This is a genomic window from Xenococcus sp. PCC 7305 (assembly GCF_000332055.1).
Taxonomy (GTDB): domain Bacteria; phylum Cyanobacteriota; class Cyanobacteriia; order Cyanobacteriales; family Xenococcaceae; genus Xenococcus.
Map to the genome: position 1 here is coordinate 1 of NZ_ALVZ01000110.1, position 19,838 is coordinate 19,838.

The 19,838-nt window shown below is 40.3% G+C and carries 28 protein-coding genes, 1 tRNA gene and 1 pseudogene; 21 read left to right on the forward strand and 9 right to left on the reverse strand.

Features of this window, described 5'->3' with window-relative positions; all coding sequences use genetic code 11:
• The first annotated feature begins 94 nt into the window (after window positions 1-94).
• The 5 genes and pseudogenes from XEN7305_RS05025 (at window position 95) to XEN7305_RS05045 (ending at window position 1,683) form a co-directional block, all read left to right on the forward strand.
• On the forward strand, window positions 95-382 hold the full coding sequence (locus XEN7305_RS05025) for a phage terminase large subunit family protein (protein WP_040896818.1): 288 nt from the start codon (window positions 95-97) through the stop codon (window positions 380-382).
• Between the two features lie 27 nt (window positions 383-409).
• Window positions 410-679, forward strand: a pseudogene (locus XEN7305_RS05030) (terminase gpA endonuclease subunit); the annotation flags it as partial.
• A 45-nt stretch (window positions 680-724) separates the two neighbouring features.
• A complete protein-coding gene (locus XEN7305_RS05035; protein WP_006508272.1) occupies window positions 725-961 on the forward strand; it encodes a hypothetical protein in 237 nt (78 codons plus the stop codon).
• A gap of 96 nt (window positions 962-1,057) precedes the next feature.
• Window positions 1,058-1,417, forward strand: coding sequence for a DUF6883 domain-containing protein (locus XEN7305_RS05040; RefSeq protein ID WP_040896821.1), 360 nt, complete (start codon window positions 1,058-1,060; stop codon window positions 1,415-1,417).
• A gap of 17 nt (window positions 1,418-1,434) precedes the next feature.
• Window positions 1,435-1,683: a DUF4926 domain-containing protein gene (locus XEN7305_RS05045; RefSeq protein ID WP_006508274.1), complete on the forward strand. Its 249-nt coding sequence runs from the start codon at window positions 1,435-1,437 to the stop codon at window positions 1,681-1,683.
• An 11-nt stretch (window positions 1,684-1,694) separates the two neighbouring features.
• Here the strand turns inward: XEN7305_RS05045 and XEN7305_RS05050 are convergent, their stop codons facing one another.
• From XEN7305_RS05050 to XEN7305_RS26415, 3 genes are all read right to left on the reverse strand, one after another.
• Window positions 1,695-1,880: a hypothetical protein gene (locus tag XEN7305_RS05050; protein ID WP_006508275.1), complete on the reverse strand. Its 186-nt coding sequence runs from the start codon at window positions 1,878-1,880 to the stop codon at window positions 1,695-1,697.
• Window positions 1,881-1,944: 64 nt separating this feature from the next.
• Window positions 1,945-2,172, reverse strand: coding sequence for a hypothetical protein (locus XEN7305_RS05055; RefSeq protein WP_006508276.1), 228 nt, complete (start codon window positions 2,170-2,172; stop codon window positions 1,945-1,947).
• Window positions 2,172-3,056 (reverse strand): hypothetical protein, encoded by an 885-nt coding sequence (locus XEN7305_RS26415; RefSeq protein ID WP_006508277.1) that lies wholly within the window; start codon window positions 3,054-3,056, stop codon window positions 2,172-2,174. Before XEN7305_RS26415 ends, XEN7305_RS05055 begins: the two co-directional genes overlap by 1 nt.
• Window positions 3,057-3,283: 227 nt before the next feature.
• Here XEN7305_RS26415 and XEN7305_RS05065 point away from each other — a divergent pair, with 227 nt between their 5' ends.
• From XEN7305_RS05065 to XEN7305_RS05080, 4 genes are all read left to right on the forward strand, one after another.
• A complete protein-coding gene (locus XEN7305_RS05065; protein WP_040896822.1) occupies window positions 3,284-3,514 on the forward strand; it encodes a helix-turn-helix transcriptional regulator in 231 nt (76 codons plus the stop codon).
• A gap of 25 nt (window positions 3,515-3,539) precedes the next feature.
• Complete coding sequence (locus XEN7305_RS05070) at window positions 3,540-3,932, forward strand: pentapeptide repeat-containing protein (protein WP_006508279.1); 393 nt, start codon at window positions 3,540-3,542, stop codon at window positions 3,930-3,932.
• A 100-nt stretch (window positions 3,933-4,032) separates the two neighbouring features.
• The gene (locus tag XEN7305_RS05075; RefSeq protein ID WP_006508280.1) at window positions 4,033-5,091 is read left to right on the forward strand and encodes a PIN domain-containing protein; all 1,059 of its coding nucleotides are present in this window, start codon (window positions 4,033-4,035) and stop codon (window positions 5,089-5,091) included.
• A 78-nt stretch (window positions 5,092-5,169) separates the two neighbouring features.
• A complete protein-coding gene (locus tag XEN7305_RS05080) occupies window positions 5,170-5,874 on the forward strand; it encodes a phage portal protein (protein ID WP_006508281.1) in 705 nt (234 codons plus the stop codon).
• 27 nt (window positions 5,875-5,901) lie between these two features.
• Here the strand turns inward: XEN7305_RS05080 and XEN7305_RS05085 are convergent.
• Window positions 5,902-5,974, reverse strand: a tRNA-Ala gene (locus XEN7305_RS05085).
• Window positions 5,975-6,076: 102 nt separating this feature from the next.
• On the opposite strand from XEN7305_RS05085, the gene XEN7305_RS05090 reads away from it, so the two are divergent.
• Window positions 6,077-6,934 (forward strand): methyltransferase domain-containing protein, encoded by an 858-nt coding sequence (locus XEN7305_RS05090; protein WP_006508282.1) that lies wholly within the window; start codon window positions 6,077-6,079, stop codon window positions 6,932-6,934.
• Between the two features lie 186 nt (window positions 6,935-7,120).
• Entirely contained in the window at window positions 7,121-8,218 is a 1,098-nt protein-coding gene (gene hppD / locus XEN7305_RS05095; protein ID WP_006508283.1) for a 4-hydroxyphenylpyruvate dioxygenase, read from the forward strand.
• A 50-nt stretch (window positions 8,219-8,268) separates the two neighbouring features.
• Here the strand turns inward: hppD and XEN7305_RS29990 are convergent, their stop codons facing one another.
• Window positions 8,269-8,394, reverse strand: a complete 126-nt coding sequence (locus XEN7305_RS29990) for a hypothetical protein (RefSeq protein ID WP_255324953.1) — start codon at window positions 8,392-8,394, stop codon at window positions 8,269-8,271.
• A 51-nt stretch (window positions 8,395-8,445) separates the two neighbouring features.
• Here XEN7305_RS29990 and XEN7305_RS05100 point away from each other — a divergent pair, with 51 nt between their 5' ends.
• Entirely contained in the window at window positions 8,446-8,652 is a 207-nt protein-coding gene (locus tag XEN7305_RS05100; protein ID WP_006508284.1) for a hypothetical protein, read from the forward strand.
• The gene (locus tag XEN7305_RS05105) at window positions 8,652-8,996 is read left to right on the forward strand and encodes a type II toxin-antitoxin system PemK/MazF family toxin (RefSeq protein WP_006508285.1); all 345 of its coding nucleotides are present in this window, start codon (window positions 8,652-8,654) and stop codon (window positions 8,994-8,996) included. The genes XEN7305_RS05100 and XEN7305_RS05105 overlap by 1 nt, the downstream gene beginning before the upstream one ends.
• 446 nt (window positions 8,997-9,442) lie before the next feature.
• Here the strand turns inward: XEN7305_RS05105 and XEN7305_RS05115 are convergent, their stop codons facing one another.
• Window positions 9,443-10,672, reverse strand: a complete 1,230-nt coding sequence (locus tag XEN7305_RS05115) for a bifunctional sterol desaturase/short chain dehydrogenase (protein WP_006508286.1) — start codon at window positions 10,670-10,672, stop codon at window positions 9,443-9,445.
• 234 nt (window positions 10,673-10,906) lie between these two features.
• Here XEN7305_RS05115 and XEN7305_RS05120 point away from each other — a divergent pair, with 234 nt between their 5' ends.
• A complete protein-coding gene (locus XEN7305_RS05120; protein WP_006508287.1) occupies window positions 10,907-12,340 on the forward strand; it encodes a glycosyltransferase family 2 protein in 1,434 nt (477 codons plus the stop codon).
• A 97-nt stretch (window positions 12,341-12,437) separates the two neighbouring features.
• On the forward strand, window positions 12,438-13,217 hold the full coding sequence (locus tag XEN7305_RS05125; RefSeq protein ID WP_006508288.1) for a hypothetical protein: 780 nt from the start codon (window positions 12,438-12,440) through the stop codon (window positions 13,215-13,217).
• On the opposite strand, the gene XEN7305_RS05130 is transcribed toward XEN7305_RS05125, so the two are convergent.
• Window positions 13,208-14,098, reverse strand: coding sequence for an NAD(P)-dependent oxidoreductase (locus tag XEN7305_RS05130; protein ID WP_006508289.1), 891 nt, complete (start codon window positions 14,096-14,098; stop codon window positions 13,208-13,210). The two genes, XEN7305_RS05125 and XEN7305_RS05130, sit on opposite strands and share 10 nt — an antisense overlap.
• Before the next feature lie 99 nt (window positions 14,099-14,197).
• On the opposite strand from XEN7305_RS05130, the gene XEN7305_RS05135 reads away from it, so the two are divergent.
• Together XEN7305_RS05135 and XEN7305_RS05140 are read left to right on the forward strand one after the other, a co-directional pair.
• Window positions 14,198-15,082, forward strand: a complete 885-nt coding sequence (locus XEN7305_RS05135) for a universal stress protein (RefSeq protein ID WP_006508290.1) — start codon at window positions 14,198-14,200, stop codon at window positions 15,080-15,082.
• Between the two features lie 9 nt (window positions 15,083-15,091).
• Window positions 15,092-15,664: a cysteine hydrolase family protein gene (locus XEN7305_RS05140; protein WP_006508291.1), complete on the forward strand. Its 573-nt coding sequence runs from the start codon at window positions 15,092-15,094 to the stop codon at window positions 15,662-15,664.
• Between the two features lie 45 nt (window positions 15,665-15,709).
• On the opposite strand, the gene tatC is transcribed toward XEN7305_RS05140, so the two are convergent.
• A complete protein-coding gene (gene tatC, locus XEN7305_RS05145; protein ID WP_006508292.1) occupies window positions 15,710-16,477 on the reverse strand; it encodes a twin-arginine translocase subunit TatC in 768 nt (255 codons plus the stop codon).
• A 157-nt stretch (window positions 16,478-16,634) separates the two neighbouring features.
• Between tatC and argF the strand changes: the two genes are divergently transcribed.
• The 4 genes from argF (at window position 16,635) to XEN7305_RS05165 (ending at window position 19,329) form a co-directional block, all read left to right on the forward strand.
• On the forward strand, window positions 16,635-17,552 hold the full coding sequence (argF, locus tag XEN7305_RS05150) for an ornithine carbamoyltransferase (protein ID WP_006508293.1): 918 nt from the start codon (window positions 16,635-16,637) through the stop codon (window positions 17,550-17,552).
• 191 nt (window positions 17,553-17,743) lie between these two features.
• The gene (locus tag XEN7305_RS05155) at window positions 17,744-17,980 is read left to right on the forward strand and encodes a hypothetical protein (RefSeq protein WP_006508294.1); all 237 of its coding nucleotides are present in this window, start codon (window positions 17,744-17,746) and stop codon (window positions 17,978-17,980) included.
• Window positions 17,977-18,378, forward strand: coding sequence for a type II toxin-antitoxin system VapC family toxin (locus XEN7305_RS05160; protein ID WP_006508295.1), 402 nt, complete (start codon window positions 17,977-17,979; stop codon window positions 18,376-18,378). The genes XEN7305_RS05155 and XEN7305_RS05160 overlap by 4 nt, the downstream gene beginning before the upstream one ends.
• Window positions 18,379-19,023: 645 nt before the next feature.
• Window positions 19,024-19,329 (forward strand): type II toxin-antitoxin system RelB/DinJ family antitoxin, encoded by a 306-nt coding sequence (locus XEN7305_RS05165; protein ID WP_006508296.1) that lies wholly within the window; start codon window positions 19,024-19,026, stop codon window positions 19,327-19,329.
• A 168-nt stretch (window positions 19,330-19,497) separates the two neighbouring features.
• On the opposite strand, the gene XEN7305_RS05170 is transcribed toward XEN7305_RS05165, so the two are convergent.
• Window positions 19,498-19,838, reverse strand: a 341-nt coding sequence (locus XEN7305_RS05170; RefSeq protein ID WP_006508297.1) for a tetratricopeptide repeat protein, incomplete at its 5' end; no start/stop codon positions are given.

Genomic DNA, 19,838 nt, shown 5'->3' on the forward strand with positions numbered 1-19,838 from the left:
AACGTGAGTTCGATGAGTACAAAATTTACTAGTTCTGAATAGGGACTTAGGGATTTGGGGATCTGGGGAAAAGCCTATTACTTCGTTGTTCAACTTGGAAAATTTAATCAAAAGGAAAATTCGTCGAACTGACGTTGATAAATATCCACCTTCGGCAGGGAAGGAGGGCGATCTAGTTCAACTCGCGATCGAGCGAGCTTCAACCTTTTGGAATTCTTTGGTGTTTCTGGTTTCAACTCCCAGCATTAAGGAAAATAGCAGGATTGAGGCGGAGTATGAGCAATCGGATAAGCGATTATGTTTTGTGCCTTGCCCCCACTGTGGTCATTACCGATATTTGAGTTGGAATCGGTTTGAGTATGTAGGAAAGGGAACTGGATGATTTAGATAGTAATTTTGGTTTGAGGGTTTTTGTCGTGAGGTACAGGTTACGCAGCATAGGAATGGTAGACCTTTTGTGGTTTGGGAGAAGTTGGCGGGGGTAAGGAATGAGCCGTTGGATACGACCGTTTATGCTTTGGCCGCGGCTAATTTGGTGGGGGTTCAGCGGATTCGTTGGAGTAGTGAAGAGAGAAAGTTGGAGGAGCAAGAGGTGAGTTCGGGAGAAGTTGGGGATGCGATCGCTCCTAGCAAGAAAGTTCGCAGAAGTTCTCGCAGACTAGAGGTAGTAGTTTGCTAGACAGTTATTAGGGAATGATTAGGTAACTACTTGGGGTTGTTTGATATGAGTGATGAAGTGAAAAGTGCGGATGAGTTGGAGTTGGAAGCGATTGAAAAGGCGATCTCGAACATGCTAACTAATGGTGGAGTCGCTGAATATCAGATTAAGTCGCGGAAGATGCGGTATCACAGTTTAGATGAGCTTTATCGGCAACGCGATCGCCTCAGAATTCGTGTTGCGAGGCGGAAGCGGGGTGGTGTTAGTGGTAAAAATATTGGTATTAGTTTTTGTGATCATTAAAGCGACAAAGTAACAAAATATGTCTGTTAGATTGTGGAGTTATGTTTATAGAAAGCATAATGAGACTAGAAATATTCGAGATTTTAGGAGCGCGGCATTCAAGAGAATAACGATAGTAAAGTAAATCTACTGCCATATGCAGAGAATGCAGTAGTTGATATACGCAAATTGCGTGATTATTGCCTTAATCTAGAGCATGATAATGGAAAGCATAAGGCTCGCTTGTTTTCGTCAATTTTGGGTATGACTGCTGATGATGCCGAGGATTTAAGGCAAATCCTACTGGAGGTGGTTAAAACTAATGAGGTTCGCGAAGGACGAAAAGATGGATTTGGACAACGCTATACTCTGGACTTTGCAATTGAATGGCAAAATAGAAGTGCGACCCTTCGGAGTGGATGGATAATCGATAATGGTTCAAAGACCCCGAAATTAACAACTTGTTATCCGTTGTAGTTACTGGAGAAAGAAAAATGACAGCTAATCCTATCAAGTTACTTGATGTTGTGGCATTGACAGTTGATTTGCCAGATTACAACTTATGGCGTGGACAAGTTGGCACGGTGGTTGAGATTTTGGCAGATGGCAAGGCTTTTGAGGTTGAATTTAGCGATCGCGAGGGAAGAACTTTTGAATCTCTTGGATTACGCCCAGAGCAAATTATGGTTTTACATTTTGAGCCAACATCACCTGACTTTAAGCCTGAAATGGTGACAGCGTAAGAAACTATTAATCATTTACTAGGATTAATAGTTTCTCTTAAAATACGTTCTTGTTCTTCTAGGGGTGTATCAGCGGGAACTGTGATCGCGTTGGGTCTGGGTCTGGAAACGAATTCGTCCCAAGCTTCTTGGTCTTGTCGGTTAGCTAATACATATTTTCTTAGTTCTTTTAGGCTCATTTCTTTAAAATTCGTCATTATCCTTCAATGTTGTTGTGTACATTACAAAATAATAGGTGAGCATTGCCCACCTGATAAATGTTTATTCTTGAGTTTCTAGATTGCGCCTAAATTCTTGGCAGTGAATTTTTTCGGCGATGCGATGTACTTGCCAGTTGGCTTGTAGGGTTTCTTCTAGGAGAAATGAGTAGTGATCTTGGAAGTCGGTATGGTCTTCATCGTAGGCGAGGGATTTTTTGACGGTTTTGAGATATTCATCGACTTTGAGGCATAGTGTCATTATTTGTTCGGAGTGGGAGTTTTCGTCCATTACTTTGTCTCCCAGTTGTTGGCGAGAATTTCGACTATAGAGTTGAACCAACGGAGTTGATATTTGGTGCTGTTGCTTTCTCCATTTTTGTAGCTGGTCATTTCTAGTTGACCGTAGTTGCCGTTGAGGGTTTTTTCGGTGTGGCGGTAGTAGTCGTGGACTTCTTTGCCTGTGGTGCGTTTGATGCGGGTGACGGAGGTTTGGTAGCCGAGGGCGAGGAGTTTTTGGTTGATGGCACGGGAGGAGATTTTGGGGTGTCCTAGTTTGGTGGCTAGTCGTTGGCCGATGATGGTGGGGGTGACGGCGGTTTCTGGTAGGGGATGGGCGGAGGTGATGGCTTGTTTTTGGGGTTGGAGTAGGGGTTTGGCTTGGGGTGCGATTTGCATGATGGTGTCTAGTTTGATGGTTTCGGCAAGGGCTTTGGATACTCCTGCGTTTTGGGCTGTGGTGGAGGCGAAGTTGGCGAGGGTAATGGTGTCTTCTAGGGAAAGGGTTGATTCTGCTTGCCAGCCTAGTTGTTGTTGTGCCCATGCTCGGAAGCCAATTGCTCTGAAGGCTCGACAGAATTTTTTTGCTTGTTCTTTGCGTCTATCTTCTCGGCATTCGTAGGCGTAATATTCGAGAATAAATGCGATCGCGATATCAGGTATTCCTGTTTCATTCCAATTATTTATGTCCGCACCATTAATCCCCTGTGAAATAAGGAATTCAGCTAATTGAGATGCCTCTAAGTCCGCACCCAACTTGAGTGCTTTCCTAATAGATCTTTCGTCAACATCAGCTAATCTTGCTGCACCTCTTATCGAAGTGGTGATCTTGCCTTTTGAGTCAACTCGGAATTCTTGTTTGATTTCTTCAGGCAGTCGTACAATATTTTTATTCATAGAAAAATTAACCCATTCTGCAATGGGTTGGTTAGTTTTCTAAAAGCGATCACGTTCCGTCCAAAGATTGTGATCGCTTTTGTTTTTTAGTATATTACGGTTTTACCGTATTTTATATTCGTAATTTTTAATTTAATATCGTCAAAACCGATTGAAGCTAAAACTGACTTGAGTTACAACCGAGTTGAGTTACAATATAAAGGTAATTTATTACGGTTTTAAAGCAAGTGCTTAGATGGAGACTTAAAGAAATTATGGCTCGGTACGATATCAGTAATATCGACTTAGCTAAGGAGCTAGATATGCGTCCAGCTTCAATTTCTCATCTGAGAAACTCAAAAACGATACCTAGTATTGGTGGGGACAGATTGACCAAGCTATGTTCTGCATTAAGTAAACTTGCTGGAAAAAAAATTCATTTTGCTGAATTGTACGAAGAAGAAACAATAACAGCGTAGTACTTTAATAAAATAATTTAATTAGATGAAAGAGGAAGATTTTTCTAATTCAGTTTGGGCTAAAGATTATGCGGGAGAGAATCTTAGTAGAAAAGATTTAAGCGATGAAGATTTCTCTGATGCCAATCTAACTGGTGCCAATCTAACTGGTGCCAAACTTGCTGGTGCCAAACTTGCTGGTGCCAATCTCTATGGTGCCGTTCTTATTGGAGCAGATCTCTCTGGAGCTAATCTAACTAGTGCCGTTCTTAATGGAGCAAATCTCTCTGGGGCAAACCTCGAAAGAGTAGATCTCACTAATGTTGACCTTAAAGTTTGCCGCCTCAGTGGTGCTACATTTGGCAATAATCCAGGAATGAATCAAGAATTACGAAACAATTTAATAGGCATTGACGTAACAATTACAGATTCTCCTTAAAAGTTAGCTTAAATGCAAATCATTGGTTGGGTAATAGCTGTGATCGCACTTTCTTTGATTGCTAATTTTGTTTATTCATTGATTACTTAATACTCGTCTTATGGGAAGTCCACGCACGGCAATTTATCTTGATACAGAAGCACTTTTTCATGACCGCTTGCTTAAAGGTTTGTCTTTTGAGAGTTTACGTTTTAGAATAGCTGATTCAGAACACATTCAGCTTTGTGTTTCAAAAGTAGTCTTGCTGGAGTTGGTTAATCAGCGCTGCAAGCAGATTGAGAAAAAGTTAGCGACTGCTCAAAAGGCATGTGAGACATTGTCGAGGGAATTTGGAACATCAACATGCACTCTTTTGGTGAACGAATCTGATGTAGAGAAGATGGTTCTAGATTACCGAAAAGAGTTATTTTTTAGGATCTCTGAAGAGTTTGAGGCAAAAATTGTTGACTTCCCAATAGGCGGTCATGAGCGAATAGTTGCCCGTGCAGTAGAAAAGATTCCGCCATTTGATGCGAAAGGTCGTGGTTACCAAGATACTTTGATTTGGCTTGGAGCTGTTGATCTTATTGAGAAAAATGAATTTGAAAGGGTCATTTTCGTGTCTAATAATACCCAAGACTTTGAACCCGCACTCAGAGAGCTTCAAGACGATGTTTACAAAGACAAGTATTCTCAAGTAACAAGAATCGAGATTGTTAAGAGCATTGATGAAGTTGTAAAAAAGCTTTTCCAACCAATTGAGGAAACAGCTTCTAAACTCGGATTTATGGTAGAAAGGTATGTTGCGGAACATCAAAAAGATCTTGAATCACTTGCAATAGAATATCTCAATGAACAAGACCCCCAATATGAAGCTCCTTTGTTTCGGATTACTCACTTTGGGAAACCAGCTAAAGCTTTTCTGACCGAGTCTTACCAAGGAAAAGACGGATATACTTACTTAAAGTTATCCGTTCATTACAATGAGGCAGGCATTGAATTGTTGGAATTTGATGATAAGTTTGACTACTTTAATTGTCAGTGCGCACGTGTGTATTTGAAGGTGGTCATCAAGGTTGATTCAAAAGGTAAGGTTGTTGGCAACAGTGAGGTTTCTGTTTCAAATATTGCAACCTACGGTGAATACACTCATAGTTACCGAGAGAGGAACGATATCTAATCTTGCAGAATACTTTAGCGACAACGAAACGAACAAAATAAAGGGAACTCTAACAAAGATCTTCGTCTTAGTAAGTAAATGAGTTTCCGCACCTTCATCAAGCGCATCTGGAACACACCACCAAGACATTCAATCCAACACCGTCGCTATGACGGAGCCAGAAGAGGCAGACTAGATCGCGATTGGCAAGCCTGGGGAAATTCTGCTAACTCCGAAGTTTATGCTTCCTTACAAACCCTGCGTAATCGCTCCCGAGATCTGCTCCGTAACAATGATTATGCACGGGGCATGGTGCGCCACTTGGTTGATAACGTAGTCTATACAGGAATTGCTTTTCAGGCACAGATCAAGCAAATCAAGGACAACACTAAGAACGAAGATCGCATTAATGATCAAATCGAATCAGCCTGGTGTGATTGGGGAAAAGCACAATATTGCGATGTTTCAGGGCAATGTTGCTTTAACGAAATCCAACAATTAGCCTTTAAATCATTCCTCGAATCAGGAGAAGTTTTTATCAGAACCATTAAACGCAGTTTTGGCGGTTCAACCATTCCCTTTGCCCTGGAAGTAATCAAAGCGGATCAATGCGCCGAAGATTATAACTCGACCCATAATGGCAATCAGATCGTGATGGGAGTTGAGATAGATAGGTGGAAACGCCCTGTGGCTTATTGGTTCTACGATTATCATCCAGGGGATTTTTGGTTCGGAACTAATCCGCTCGGTGGTGGTCGCACTACTTCTAATAGTCGTAATTTAACGCGCATTTTCGACAGTTAAATTATTAACATCTACTATATAAGGGAATGGAGCTAAGGGGAATCGAACCCCTGACCTTCTGAATGCCATTCAGACGCGCTACCAACTGCGCTATAGCCCCAGGACAAATACATACTACCACATTATTTTTTTAATCTTAAATTCTGCTGGATATCAACGAAAATGCTGAAACATTAAAGTGGAACAGTCTACTTCAATAGTAATGAGCGAACAACTTTACCAGCAAATCGGCGAATTTTATGATGCTTCGAGTGAACTATGGGAAAAAATCTGGGGTGAACATATGCACCACGGTTATTATGGTCGCGGCGGAACCTATAAAGTTGAGCGTCGCCAAGCACAAATCGATCTCATAGAAGAATTGTTATTTTGGGCGGAAGTCACATCACAGAATGCACCACAAAATATTCTTGATGTGGGCTGTGGCATTGGGGGAAGTACTCTCTATTTAGCTAATAAATATGCGGCTAAAGCCACAGGTATTACTTTATCACCAGTACAGCGATCGCGAGCCCAAGCAAGGGCCATCACCGCAGGACTAGAAAAACAAGTAGAATTTCAGGTAGCGAATGCTTTAGCAATGCCTTTTGCTGATAATTCCTTTGATTTGGTTTGGTCATTAGAAAGTGGGGAACATATGCCAGATAAAGCTCAATTTTTGCAGGAATGCTACCGAGTTTTGCAACCAGGCGGCAAGCTCATTTTAGCCACTTGGTGCCATCGGGAAACTTCTGTTGCAGGAGAATTAACCCCTGATGAGGTTAAGCATCTCAAAGAAATTTATCGCGTTTATTGTTTACCCTATGTTATTTCGTTGTCCGAATATAAGGCGATCGCGCAGTCTATTGGTTTTGAGAACCTCAAATCTGATGATTGGTCGATGAGGGTCGCTCCTTTTTGGGATACAGTTATCGACTCAGCTTTTAACCTCGAAGCCATTACTGGATTGGTGAAAGCTGGTTGGCAAACAATTCAATCTGCTCTATCCCTCAGTTTAATGAGTCGTGGCTATAGTCGGGGGTTAATTCGTTATGGCTTGATTGTCGGCACGAAGAAATGAGTCAAGAGTCAAGAGCACCGAGACCCCCCGCCGAACCTCTCTAAATCTCTCCTGAAAGGAGAGACTATATTGTTCCCCTTCCTGTAGAAAGGGGTTAGGGGTAGGTGGCGCAAGGGAACCCCCATTAGAGGGCAAGCGCTCGGCAAGACAGTCAAGAATCAAGAGTTTAGGAATCTCTAATCCCTAATGATGCAGATTGATAGTGTTCATTTCTACGTTACTGATGCAGGAAAAACGAGCAACTGGTTTACTCGTTATCTTGGTTTTCAGCTGATTGATAGTTACCAAGATGAGAATACTTATACTGAGGTAGTTGAGCATAACTCAATTTGTTTTATCATCTCTTCTGCTCGAAGTAAAACTAGTCCTGTTGCTGATTATCTAGATTCTCATCCCGAAGGTATTGTGGATGTGGCTTTTCGGGTTGACAATTTACAATCAATTCTCGATCGCGCTGCTCAATTAGGCATCAAAATTATACAAACTCTGCAACAAGAAAAGGAAATTAAATATGCTCGCATTGTTGGCTGGGATGATCTACAGCATAGTTTAATTGAATACTCAGCTCAAAATCGTTATTACTTCTTGCCCAATCTCAGATGTCAAAGTTTTGTTCTCAATTCCACAGCGAATCCTAGATTCACTAATATCGATCATATTGTGCTGAATGTGGCAGCGGGAGAATTAAGCTCAGCTGTTAAATATTACCAAAACCTATTTGATTGGCAAATTCAGCAGACATTTAACATTCAAAGCAAGCATTCTGGTCTATATAGTCAAGCTTTGGTAGATGCTACGGGACAAGTGCAATTTAATATTAATGAGCCAAGTGATCCTCATTCTCAAATTCAAGACTTTATTGAGCTTAATGGTGGTGCCGGAATTCAACATCTCGCTTTGAGGTCGAATGATGCTGGGGAAAAAACGAGATCTAATAACATTATTGCAACAGTTGCCCAATTGCGATCGCGCGGAGTGGAATTCTTACCTATTCCCTCAGCATACTATAACAATTTACGACAAACCGTTAAACGAGGTTCGATCAACATTTCAGAAACAGAATTACAAGCAATTGAGCAACAAGGTATTTTAATTGATTGGCATCGAGATCTATCTCAATCTCTCCTAATGCAGATTTTTACGCAGCCAATTCTAAATCAACCAACCTTCTTTCTCGAATTAATCGAACGCAGACAACAAGCACAAGGCTTTGGCGAAGGTAACTTTCAAGCTTTATATGAAGCTGTAGAAAGAGGACAGCAGAAGATGCATCTCTACAGGTAATTGACTTATAACTGATTAGCTGACTAAAATCCCAATTAGTGGAAGCGGGCCTAGATAAAAATTAAATGAATTACATAAATCTGTTTTAGCGTGATCGCATAATCCACATCACAAGAAATGCGATCAGGCAGAGCTTGGCGCTGTGCGATCGCGAAGAAATAAGATTCACAGGGCACAGCTTTCAACTCAACTCTAACTGCTAAAATAAATTAAAACTTAAAATAATAATGAATCAAAAATTAGTTAAATCATTAATTCAAATTATTCAATCTCTCTCTGAGCAAGAGCGCCAAATGCTTGAAGAACAATTATCTCTTGATGCTAACCAAGTGTCTACAAAAGATATTATGAACTTAGCTCAGAAAAGTCATTCCTTTGATTTTCTCGATGATGAACCGAATCTTTATACCCTAGAAGATGGAGAACCAATTTAATGTCTTTGCACAAGGGAGATATTGTTTTAGTTCCTTTTCCGTTTACAGATTTAAGCGCCACTAAACTTCGTCCTGCTGTTGTATTGTGGGTTGATTTATTAGGAAGAGATGTTACTTTGTGTTTTATATCTTCACAAAATGTTAATAGTCTTAATTCAGAAGAATTTATTATTGAAGCAAAAGATCCAGAATTTATACTGACAGGATTAAAAGTTACTTCTAAAGTTAGAGTTTCTAGAATCGTAACTATTGAACGTAATTTAATAACTCGGAAAATTGGTAAGTTAGGAACTAATTTTTTCCAACAACTCAATCAATGTCTTAGAAAAGCTTTTAAGATTTAATTATCGCGTAATCACATCACAAGAAACGCGATCGTGAATCTTATCTCTTCACGGAGCGCAGTTTTCAACTCCAGTACAATCCTTAAATTAAGCAATAAAATAATACATTTAATATAAAAAAATATTTATAAATTACCTTTAGTTTTAGAACCTCAACCAGAAGGTGTTTATACGGTAACTTGTCCTTATTTGCTGGTTTGTCCCAATAATGGAAATACCCAAAATACTTTTTCCCATCTAACATTCCATACCCGGACCACCGTTCTTCCGGACAGTAGAGACGATATTCATTTCTTTCTTGTCTAACGTCCGTAACAAAAAGCGCATTACCTCCGTTAATTCTGTACTTCCCCTCCATCCTATATTTATAGTTATCATTGTTGCCAGTAGTTGTTCTCTGTGCTTTTTTCTTCTTAAGGCTCAAACGCCTATTATTTCGTTAGCGCTTAATTTTTGTCCGAACTATTTTTAGTAAAAAATCTAAAATAAGTAGACTGACAAAACTCCTTGATCGGAAAACCTAAAAAAGTTAGAGGATTAATCGTCACAATAATATTCCGAAAATCTCTTTTCGCCGCAGTAACAATCTGTTTCGCTACCCAATCTGCCGACATAATGCCAATCGGATTAAGATTACTTTTAAAAGGCCCCAAAATTAACTTTCGCACAATACAAGGTGCATCCAAACGCCTTAAGGTAACCAAATCACCCAAAGTTCTCTTGCTCAACTCGTACAGAGGACTAAATGCAGGATTAACTTCTGCTTCTGAAGTATTTACCCAAACTTCTTTGGTGACAATATCTTTATTCGTTTTTACAGTTTTAAAAAATAATTCCATTAATCGCAAACTAGAAAAGGCATTAATCTCATAGGATTTTGCGATCGCGCTATCACTTCTCTCCTGATGAACATTAATACCATGATTGAGAATTAAAATATCAATTTTCTCCAATTCTCTTGCTAAATCATCTTCTTGATTTATCGACCAGGATATAGTTTTTACAGGTGTAACTTCGCCCTTAATATTTAACGTAATCTCTTGACTACTAGAGGTGAAAGCTGTGACCTTGGCTCCTGCCAAAGTTAATTGTTTTAATAATGCTTTGCCTAAAGTACCCGATGCGCCAGTGACCGCAACTTTTTTTCCTTTCAAAGATAGAGCTGTACCCATGAATTTATCGACTAAAGTGATTGTGCCACAAAAATAAGCATTTTGATTATCGAAATGATGTCGCCAATGATAGGGACGATTTACAAATAGATCGGATGGTATAGATTTAAATTCTCCTGGGCGATGGGTAATATCGGTTAACTCATCAACTCCCGAAATACCTAATCCCCTTGCGATCGCACCCAACAAAAATACCGCAGTATAAATTGAACCGGCACTAGCGAGCCAAGGCAAGGGTAAATCATTGCTATAGCTGACAAGTAAAGGCAAGCAACTGAGTAATAACATCACCAAAGCTTCGGGAACATCGTTGTACCAATGGGCTTGGCGATAAATCTCCTCACTAACTGGGGTCAAATCAGGACGAAACACCTTATGATGCCAAATATGCAGTCGATAGAGCGGCGGCACCACATGAGCCAAAGCGTGATAGCAATCTCGCACCAACTCCACCCACAGAATCGAGACTAGAGCAAGGGCAAAAGTTAAATAAAAATTAGTCATACTTAAAATTACTTAATTAATAATTCACTCAAATTTAAATTATCTAAAAATTGGCTTTTGTTGATTAGTTTAAGCAAAAACACCATCAGTAAGCCATTGATAAGAAAAATCAATGGTCAAAAATCTCTAAATTACTTTAGAATTAGTTAATAAAGTTAACAATTAATCGACCTCAATACAATACTCCGTATTGAACTGATATCTTACAGATAACTAGAAAAAACAAAATTAACTATGTCAGAGAATTACTGGGAAAATCCACAGAAAGAAGAAGAATTAGACCCCATTAGTTCTTTTTTATCAGAATGGACAGATCCAGAAGATGAGGAAGACGAATTCCGAAGTGACTTTTTCCAGGGATTGTCAGGACGTAGAAAAAAATCAGCACTCATTCTAACGGTGATTTGGAGTGTTGTCATTTTGCTCCATCTATTATCTTGGGGCTATTGGTTCGTTATTGCATTAACGGGACTCGTCAGTGTTCACTTGCTACGGATTATCACCAGAACACCAGAAAAATCACCGCAACCTTTATCTGATGAAAATCTCAACTCGGCCCCTACTGTTTCTTTGTTGGTCTCAGCAAGAAATGAAGAAACAGTGATTGCCAACCTCATCGAAATGTTAGGTAATCTTGATTATCCTCAGGACAAATATGAAGTCTGGGCAATCGATGATCGTAGTAGCGATCGCACTCCCGAAATTTTAGATCAGTTAGCTTTGGAATATCCTCAACTCAAGGTTGTACATCGTACTGCGGGGGCAACAGGTGGTAAGTCGGGAGCTTTAAATCAAGTCTTGCCCCAAACCAAAGGCGAAATAATTGGTGTATTCGATGCCGATGCCGTGGTTGAAAAAGACTTTTTGCGCCGAGTGGTACCAATGTTTGCTCAAGAAAGAATTGGTGCGGTGCAAGTGAGAAAGGCGATCGCAAATGAAAATGAGAACTTCTGGACAAAAGGGCAAGCTGCCGAGATGGCCTTAGATAGCTATGTGCAACAACAGCGCATTGGGTTGCAAGGCGTAGGAGAATTGCGCGGCAATGGTCAATTTGTGAGTCGTGAAGCCCTCAAAAGTTGTGGTGGTTGGAACGAGGAAACTATTACCGATGACCTAGATCTTACGGTTCGTTTACATTTAGATGATTGGAAAATTGGCTTTTTGTTAGATGCTCCAGTAGAAGAAGAAGGGGTTACTTCCGCGATCGCACTTTGGCATCAACGCAACCGTTGGGCAGAAGGTGGTTATCAACGTTATCTAGACTATTGGCGTTACATTTTCAACAGTCCCATTGGTTTTGGCAAGAGGATCGATTTACTTTTCTTTGTTCTCCTGCAATATATTTTGCCTGCGGCAATGATTCCCGATTTTGTCATGATGGTCATGCGCCATCACTTGCCAATTCTTGCTCCTTTAAGCACTTTGCTCTGTTGCTTTGGTTTTAATTCTATGTTCCAAGGATTAGCCAGAGTTCACCTAACTAAAGAACCCTTGACATTCTCTAGTTTGTTAAAAATTACCTGGCAAACCATCAGAGGTATTATCTATATGTTGCATTGGCAAATAGTCATGGCCAGCATCACAGTAAGGATGTCAGTGCGTCCCAAAAAATTGAAATGGGTGAAAACAGTTCATGAAGGGGCAGGCAACGAAAGTTACGAATTTTAGTTTCATAATACGAAGGCCAAAAAATTCTTTTTGAGCGTTGCATTCTATAATTGTTGTAATGGCTATTTGCTATATAGACATACATAGAAGACTTAGAATGAAAATCAAGGCCAATGAAAGCTCAAACCTATATATTTCTCCTGAAGAGCTAATAAGATATAGTAGATATCCTCAGAAGAGGACTAAGGCTATTTCCGCGATTATAGGGGGTTCTGTTGCCTTGTTACTGGGAATTTTCTTTGCTCCTTCTATTGCCAATTCAGTTGGGCTTTCTTGCAATCATGAAAGAAGTCAAGTTGAGCAAGAAGAGCAGAGGCGAAAGTCGGGGGGCATTTTTGGTCAATTACAAGGAACGCTGGAGGACATCTCTGGGGAAAGTAAATTAGATAGGTTGAACAGTGATTTAAAAACTTGTGAGTCAAGACAATCTTGGGTTCTTCCCTTAGTTTTTATGTCAACAGTTTTAACTTCCTCGGTATTTCTCTACTTTGGCGTCAATAGTTTTCAAAAGCAAATAATTCTGAGAAAGCGGAAAACAATGGCTAGTCTGTGGAAGAAAGTTAATAGATTTAATGAAATTCTCAAGCAGATAGAAGTAGCAGAGGAACTTGATAAAATTAGGAATAAAACAAGTTCTCACGATAGCAAAACCGAACTCAGAACAACATTGCAGGAGATCAGAAATAATTTGATCGCCTCGCTTAAAACCGATGGTATTCTTTTCGAAAATCCCGATTACAATCCAGATAAATTCCTGTTGGATTTAGGAATGCTTAATGAGCATTATATCAACGAGCAGGCAACAGAATATGGTGAGATTTTCACAGAAATAATGAATGCTAACATAGAAATTAAAAAGCAGATGGCTCAAGATTGAGACTCTTGATAAGCGCGAATCATCGCTTGAGTTCCTTGTTGTCCACCTGCTCCGTCATCCATTGACTGAACAATTTTAAATAATTTATCTGCTAATTCCACTCCTGGAATCTGACCTCCCGTTGCTTGATTCATTTCTTGGACAAGGCGTAAATCCTTAATGATATGGGCGATCGCAAATCCTGGATCATAATCAGCTTCAATAATCTTAGGGCCCAAATTAGACAATGCCCAAGAACCCGCTGCCCCCGTACCACAAACCTCTACTATCAGATTCGGATCAAGACCCTGGCTTTTGGCCATCTGCATCGCTTCTGATAACCCAACCATTGTGAGGGCCGCTAGGACTTGATTACACATTTTTACCCCTTGCCCACTACCAACTGATCCACAAAGATGAATATTTTTTCCCATCACTTCCAACAGGGGTTTACATTCAGCAAAATCTTCAGGATCTCCCCCCACCATAATAGTCAGTGTGCCCTTAATAGCTCCAATATCTCCTCCAGAAACTGGTGCATCCATAAACCGCAATTGTTTTTTTTGTAGCTCTGTATTGATTTCTCTAGCAGCGTTGCTGCCAATAGTGCTCATATCGACGATTAGACTATGGGGACGAGCATAGTTAATTACGCCTTGTTCTGCGAGTAAAACTTCTTTGACATCAGGAACATCGCCGACACAGGTAAAAATAATCTCTGCATTGGCCACAGCTTCAGCGATCGAGTTGACAATGATTGCACCATCTTTTTTGGCGATCGCAACTCCAGGGCGATCGCGAGTACGATTCCAGGCCATAACCTGATACCCTTGACGAGCGAGGTTAGCTGCCATGGGGCCGCCCATCAAACCTAATCCTAAAAAAGCGATCTGTTGACTCATTGGCCGATTCTCTATGTAACCCAAGTTGCTAGTTATTGAAAAAAAGTTAGAAAAGTAAGAAAATCCCTAATAGTCAGGATTATTAACATTTCATGCTCTATGGATTATATGCAAAAAGACAACTTAGATACAATGCCTCTTGTGAGTTCTGTTTTATATCCTACAGATTTGGAGTTTTCTCAGGTTAGCGATCGCGCCTTTGCCCATGCCCTGGCGATCGCCCTTTTGGGGGAAACCCAATTTACGATCCTCCATGTGGGGCCAGAACATGAATCGGATATCGACTGGACAAACTATCCCTCTGTGCGTCAAACCTTAGAACGCTGGGGATTATTAGAAACAGGAAGTCCTCAGTCAGCAGTCTTTGACAAATTTCGACTTAAAGTGAGAAAGATGGCCCTACGCAGTCGTCATCCCGTCAAAGCAACCGCAGGGTTTCTTGATCATGAACCTACCGATCTAATTGTCCTGGCCACTGAAGGAAGAGAAGGCGCAACCCGTTGGCTCAACCGTTCCAATGCCGAAGCCATAGCTAGATGGTCTAGAACCATGACATTGTTTGTGCCAACAGAATCACAACGAGATTTGATTTCCCTCAAGGATGGGAGTCGTAGTTTAAAAAATATTCTGGTGCCCATAGATTGGCAACCTGACTGGACTGGGGCAGTGGAATTTGCCAAGCGCACCGCAGAAATTCTTGGTGATGGCAAAGTTTCGATTACATTGCTGCATATTGGGGAATCTCAACCAGTAGTTCCTGAATTTCAGGAAGTATCCGACCTTAACTGGCAGGTAGAAACTCGTCAAGGTGAGCCAGTAGAAGAGATTCTTTTAGCTGCTGAGAAACATCAGGCAGATCTGATCATCATGCCAACTGCGGGGCATGAGGGAATTTTTGATGTTTTGCGAGGTAGTACCACCGAGCAAGTACTACGAAAAGCATCTTGTCCGTTACTGGCTATTCCTGCGAATCGTAAATCTTAGTTCATTTTTATGAATAGACAAACAGCTTTAATCATAATTGATATGCAGAATGATTTTGTGTTAGCTGGTGCCCCGATGGAGGTTGCTGGCGCTAGGGCAATTGTTCCCAATCTCAAAAAAGTTCTGAACTATTTTCGTCGTGCTTCTTGGCCTGTTTTTCATGTTATTCGAGAATATAGAGCCGATGGCAGTGATATCGAAAAACCCAGACGAGATCGCTTTCTCACTGATCAAAGTTACTGTGTTCCTGGCACCAAAGGATGGGAAATTATTGAGGAGCTAAATCCAGTTGCCGGAGAATATCGTTTGGTCAAAAATCATTTCAGTGGCTTCATGAACACCGAATTAGATTTTATGTTGCGCAGGCTGGAAGTGAGCAATATTGTGGTTTGTGGTGTGCAATATCCGAACTGTATTCGAGCCACAATCTATGATGGGGTTTCTCTGGGTTATGATGTGACCCTTGTCACGGACGCGGCAGGAGCCGAAACCGAAGCTGTTGCCAAGGCAAACATCTACGACATATCCAATATTGGAGTCGAATGCATTACTACTGAGCAGTTTTTACTCGCCAGACCATAAACTATCTTGTCTCGACATCTAAAACCTAAAACCTAAAACCTAATCCTATTTCCCAATTAATTTCACCATGCCAACTCCGCCAAAATATAAACCTAAAACGGCACCAGCTAGTAAAGATTGGGTCAAAGGATCGGTTGAAGGAGTTAAAATTGCCCCAAGAACTACTGCACCGAGAACTATATAACGCCAACCAGCAAACATTTGTCTGGAGGAGACAATCCCCAGAAAACCTAAAATAAGCTGAATAACAGGAATCTGAAAAGCTAAACCTGTACTAAACATCAAAAGCAACACAAATTCAAAATAGCGGTCAATCGACCAAGATTGTTCTACAACATCAGCCCCATAATTAATAAAGAAATTTAGAGCAGCCGGAATCAACGCGATATAGGCAAAACCTAAACCCGCAAAAAACAAAATGCTGGAGCCAAAAACTACTGGTGCGAGCAAACGTCTTTCTTTTCTGGTAAGACCTGGCAGGACAAACTGAATCAGTTGATAGAGAATAAACGGACTAGCGATCAGGATGCCACTATAGCCGGCAACCTTAATCGAAACAAAAAAGAATTCTCCTGGTGCGAGTTGGAGAAATTTTACTCCATGTGCTGGAACTTCTAGGATTCTGACTAGGGGTTTGACGACAATAAAACAAGCAATAATCCCAATGACCACCGCGATCGCAGCGTAGAAAATCCTCATTCTTAGTTCTTCGAGATGATCAAATAGAGACATCTCTACTTCACCGGGAAGTTCGTCGAGGTAAGTATCTGTCTCTTGTTCGGCAACGGAAGTATCGGAGTTGTTTGAGGGCATGGATTATCTAACCGACTATAAATATTTAAATTTATTAGGTATTATTTTTATCTAGTCACCAGTTCATTCTACATTTGATATTCCTAACTATGTCAATGTTCCTTGTGATGTTATAAGGTTAGATCCATATAATTGAATTGATTAAACGTAGCTACTAATGAAACAATTAAAAGGAAAAGACTTATTAAGTATTGCTGATCTCACTTCCCAAGAGATTCAAGAATTACTCGACTTTGCGCAACAGTTGAAGGCAGGGGAAATCGCCCCCAAATGCGATCGCGTTTTAGGATTACTATTTTATAAGGCTTCAACTCGTACCCGAGTCTCTTTTAGTGTGGCAATGTACCAATTAGGAGGCCAGGTAATCGATCTCAACCCCAAGCAAACTCAAGTGGGCAGAGGCGAACCTATTGAAGATACAGCTAGAGTTCTAGATCGTTATTTAGACGTTCTGGCTATTAGAACTTTTGCTCACCAGGATCTCGAAACTTTCGCCCAATATGCAGATATTCCCATTATCAATGCCCTCACAGATCTTGAACATCCCTGTCAGATTTTGGCGGATTTTTTAACAGTCAAAGAAAATTTTGGTTCTTTAGCAGGTATTACCCTCACTTATGTCGGAGATGGCAATAACATGGCTCATTCTCTTTTACTTGGAGGGGCTTTGACCGGCATGAATATTCGCATTGCCAGCCCCCAAGACTATTTGCCCAGTCCAGAAATAGTTGCTCAAGCTAAGCAATTAGCAGGTGATAACTCGGAGATTACGATCACAAATGATCCGATCGCCGCGGTAGAGAATGCTCAAGTTATCTATACCGATGTCTGGGCGAGCATGGGGCAAGAAGATTCGGCTGATAGTCGCATTCCCATTTTCCAACCCTATCAAGTTAATGATGCTCTAGTGTCTCATTGCGATCGCGATGCCATTGTGCTTCATTGTTTACCTGCCCATCGTGGAGAGGAAATCACCGCCTCCGTCATCGAAGGTCAACAATCACGAGTTTGGGATCAAGCGGAAAATAGAATGCATGCTCAGAAGGCTTTGCTGGCAAGTGTTCTTGATGCTTAGAATGACTTTTTTTACCTAAAACCTACTACCTAAAACCTAACGATTTGGAATTTGGGGTTTTAGGGGTTTGGGGAATCATAATAGCTAGATTTCCCTCGTTCCCTACATCCCTATTTCCCTATTTGTTTCTTCGTGTGTATGATTATAGAGTCCTGGTATATTATACTGGTATGCCAGAATAAAACGTAATCATGAATACTTCAGTACATATCCCCGATGACTTAGCTCGAAGATTGGAGAATCATATGTCTTCTCCTAACTGTGAACTTGCAAGTAGAAATGCTTTTATTGTTGAGGCGATCAGACAGTTTTTAGATGAGGTGGAGAGCGAAGAAAACTGGTGTGAGGAGATTATGGCTTGGCAAGGATGCGACTTAGAGTTGCAGCGAGAGGAATTAACAGGCTTTGAGAGAGACCTAGAATTATGATGTATCTTTTGGATACGAATACTGTTTCCGATTATTTGCGAGGAAATCCAGGGGTTCTCAAAAATCTCAAACGTCATCACCATAGTTTGGTGGCAATTAGTAGTATTACTAAATATGAATTGTTGTATGGCTTGCGAAAAAATTCCCAGGCACATAAAAAATATGGCGAGCAATTACGACTATTGTTTAAGCAAGCTCAAGATTTAGTTTTTGACGCAGAATCAGCTTTGCTCGCAGCAGAAATTAAACATTATTTGACTAGCAAAGGTCAGTCTATTGGCGATTGCGATACTATGATTGCCGCTGTAGGATTACGGCACAACGCAGTAGTTGTCACCAACAATCTAAAACATTTTCAGAGGGTTAAGAATCTGGTGGTTATTAACTGGAAAGATTAAAGTATTTGGCTAATATTTTCAGTTGCTTCGTCTTCATCTCAAAAATTAAAGTGATCGCGCTATATCTTGAGCCCAGCAATCTTGATTAAATCTCTTTTTCTGAAATTAGACCGGAAAATGTTCTAAAATATTATTAGCGCTGCAAAAAAAATCTTTGTAAAGTGGGAATTTAATTCCTTGAAAAAACAACTTTTATGAACGAAAAAATTTAATTTTGGGAAATGCTTGGAATTGACCTTAAACTGTGATATTATTTGTTTCATAATGGTAATCGTGGCGTTTAGCTGCAAGAGTCACCACTCCGATTTTGAAGAATTAAAAACATGATACAGCGAGCGATCGCCACTTGTCAACCCCTTCTTCATTGAAAAAAATATTAAGAAAATTAAAACTTTAAACAGGTTTTTAGACAATACAAAAACAGAGCGAAAAACACTATTTTTTGAGAATTTATTGGTTTAATTTTTGAACATAAACCGCGTCTAGTTTGAAACCTGTAGTTTTTGTCATTGTTTCGGGAACAGGGAATAGGGAATGGGGAACAGGGTTTGAGGCCTCTATAACTTTATTTCAAAACTCCATTTCTCAATATGGACGCGGTTTAGTTACGAAACTCGATAGGTGAAACTAATTATCCAATTGTTTATGATATGGTTAATTGGGATTAAATGGGATAAGGCAATGACCAAGACAGACCGAATTGAAGCTCGCATCGAATCTGATCTTAAGCAAGCTGCTGAGGCTGTTTTTTCTAAGCTTGGTATGACCCCTTCTGATGCTATCCGTATTTTTTATAAGCAGGTTGAATTGCATCAGGGTTTTCCCTTTGATGTCAAAATGCCCAATGCAGAAACGCTCGCAGTCATTGAAGAGATCGAAAATCATCCTGAGCGTCTCAAGTGTTATGAAAGCGTTGATGAAATGTTCAAGGATTGGGACATAGATAAATAGGAATCCTAAAACCAAGGGAAAGCAATCGCTTTCGACGTGATCGAAAGCTCATGAAAAGACGTGGAAAAGATCTTGCTTTCTTTGCGTCTTTGCGCGAAACGAATTCATATCTGGATTCAGCAACGCCCAATTAACTAAAATTTTTGACTCTTGACTCTTGACTTCTCCTCAGGTGTCTTTAAACTTCTCAAACAATTCCCTAACTTCTGCTTCGGTCATATTCAACATTGCGGCAACTTCTGTTAGCAGACTATTATCTTGTGTTTTTTGATGCAAACTAGCTAGTTTACTGATAACTAAACCTGAACTTTGTTGATCTTCAAATTCCACAAAAATCGCTAAAGCCTGCAAGTAATAACTTTTAGCCTGTTCAAATTCTGATAACTCTTCGGCTAGCATACCCAATTGTCCATAAGTGCTAGCGCTCGAATAGCGATCGCCGAATTCAATGTAGATATCCAAAGCTTGGAGATAGTAATCATTGGCTTGCTGGTATTGCCTTAATTCTT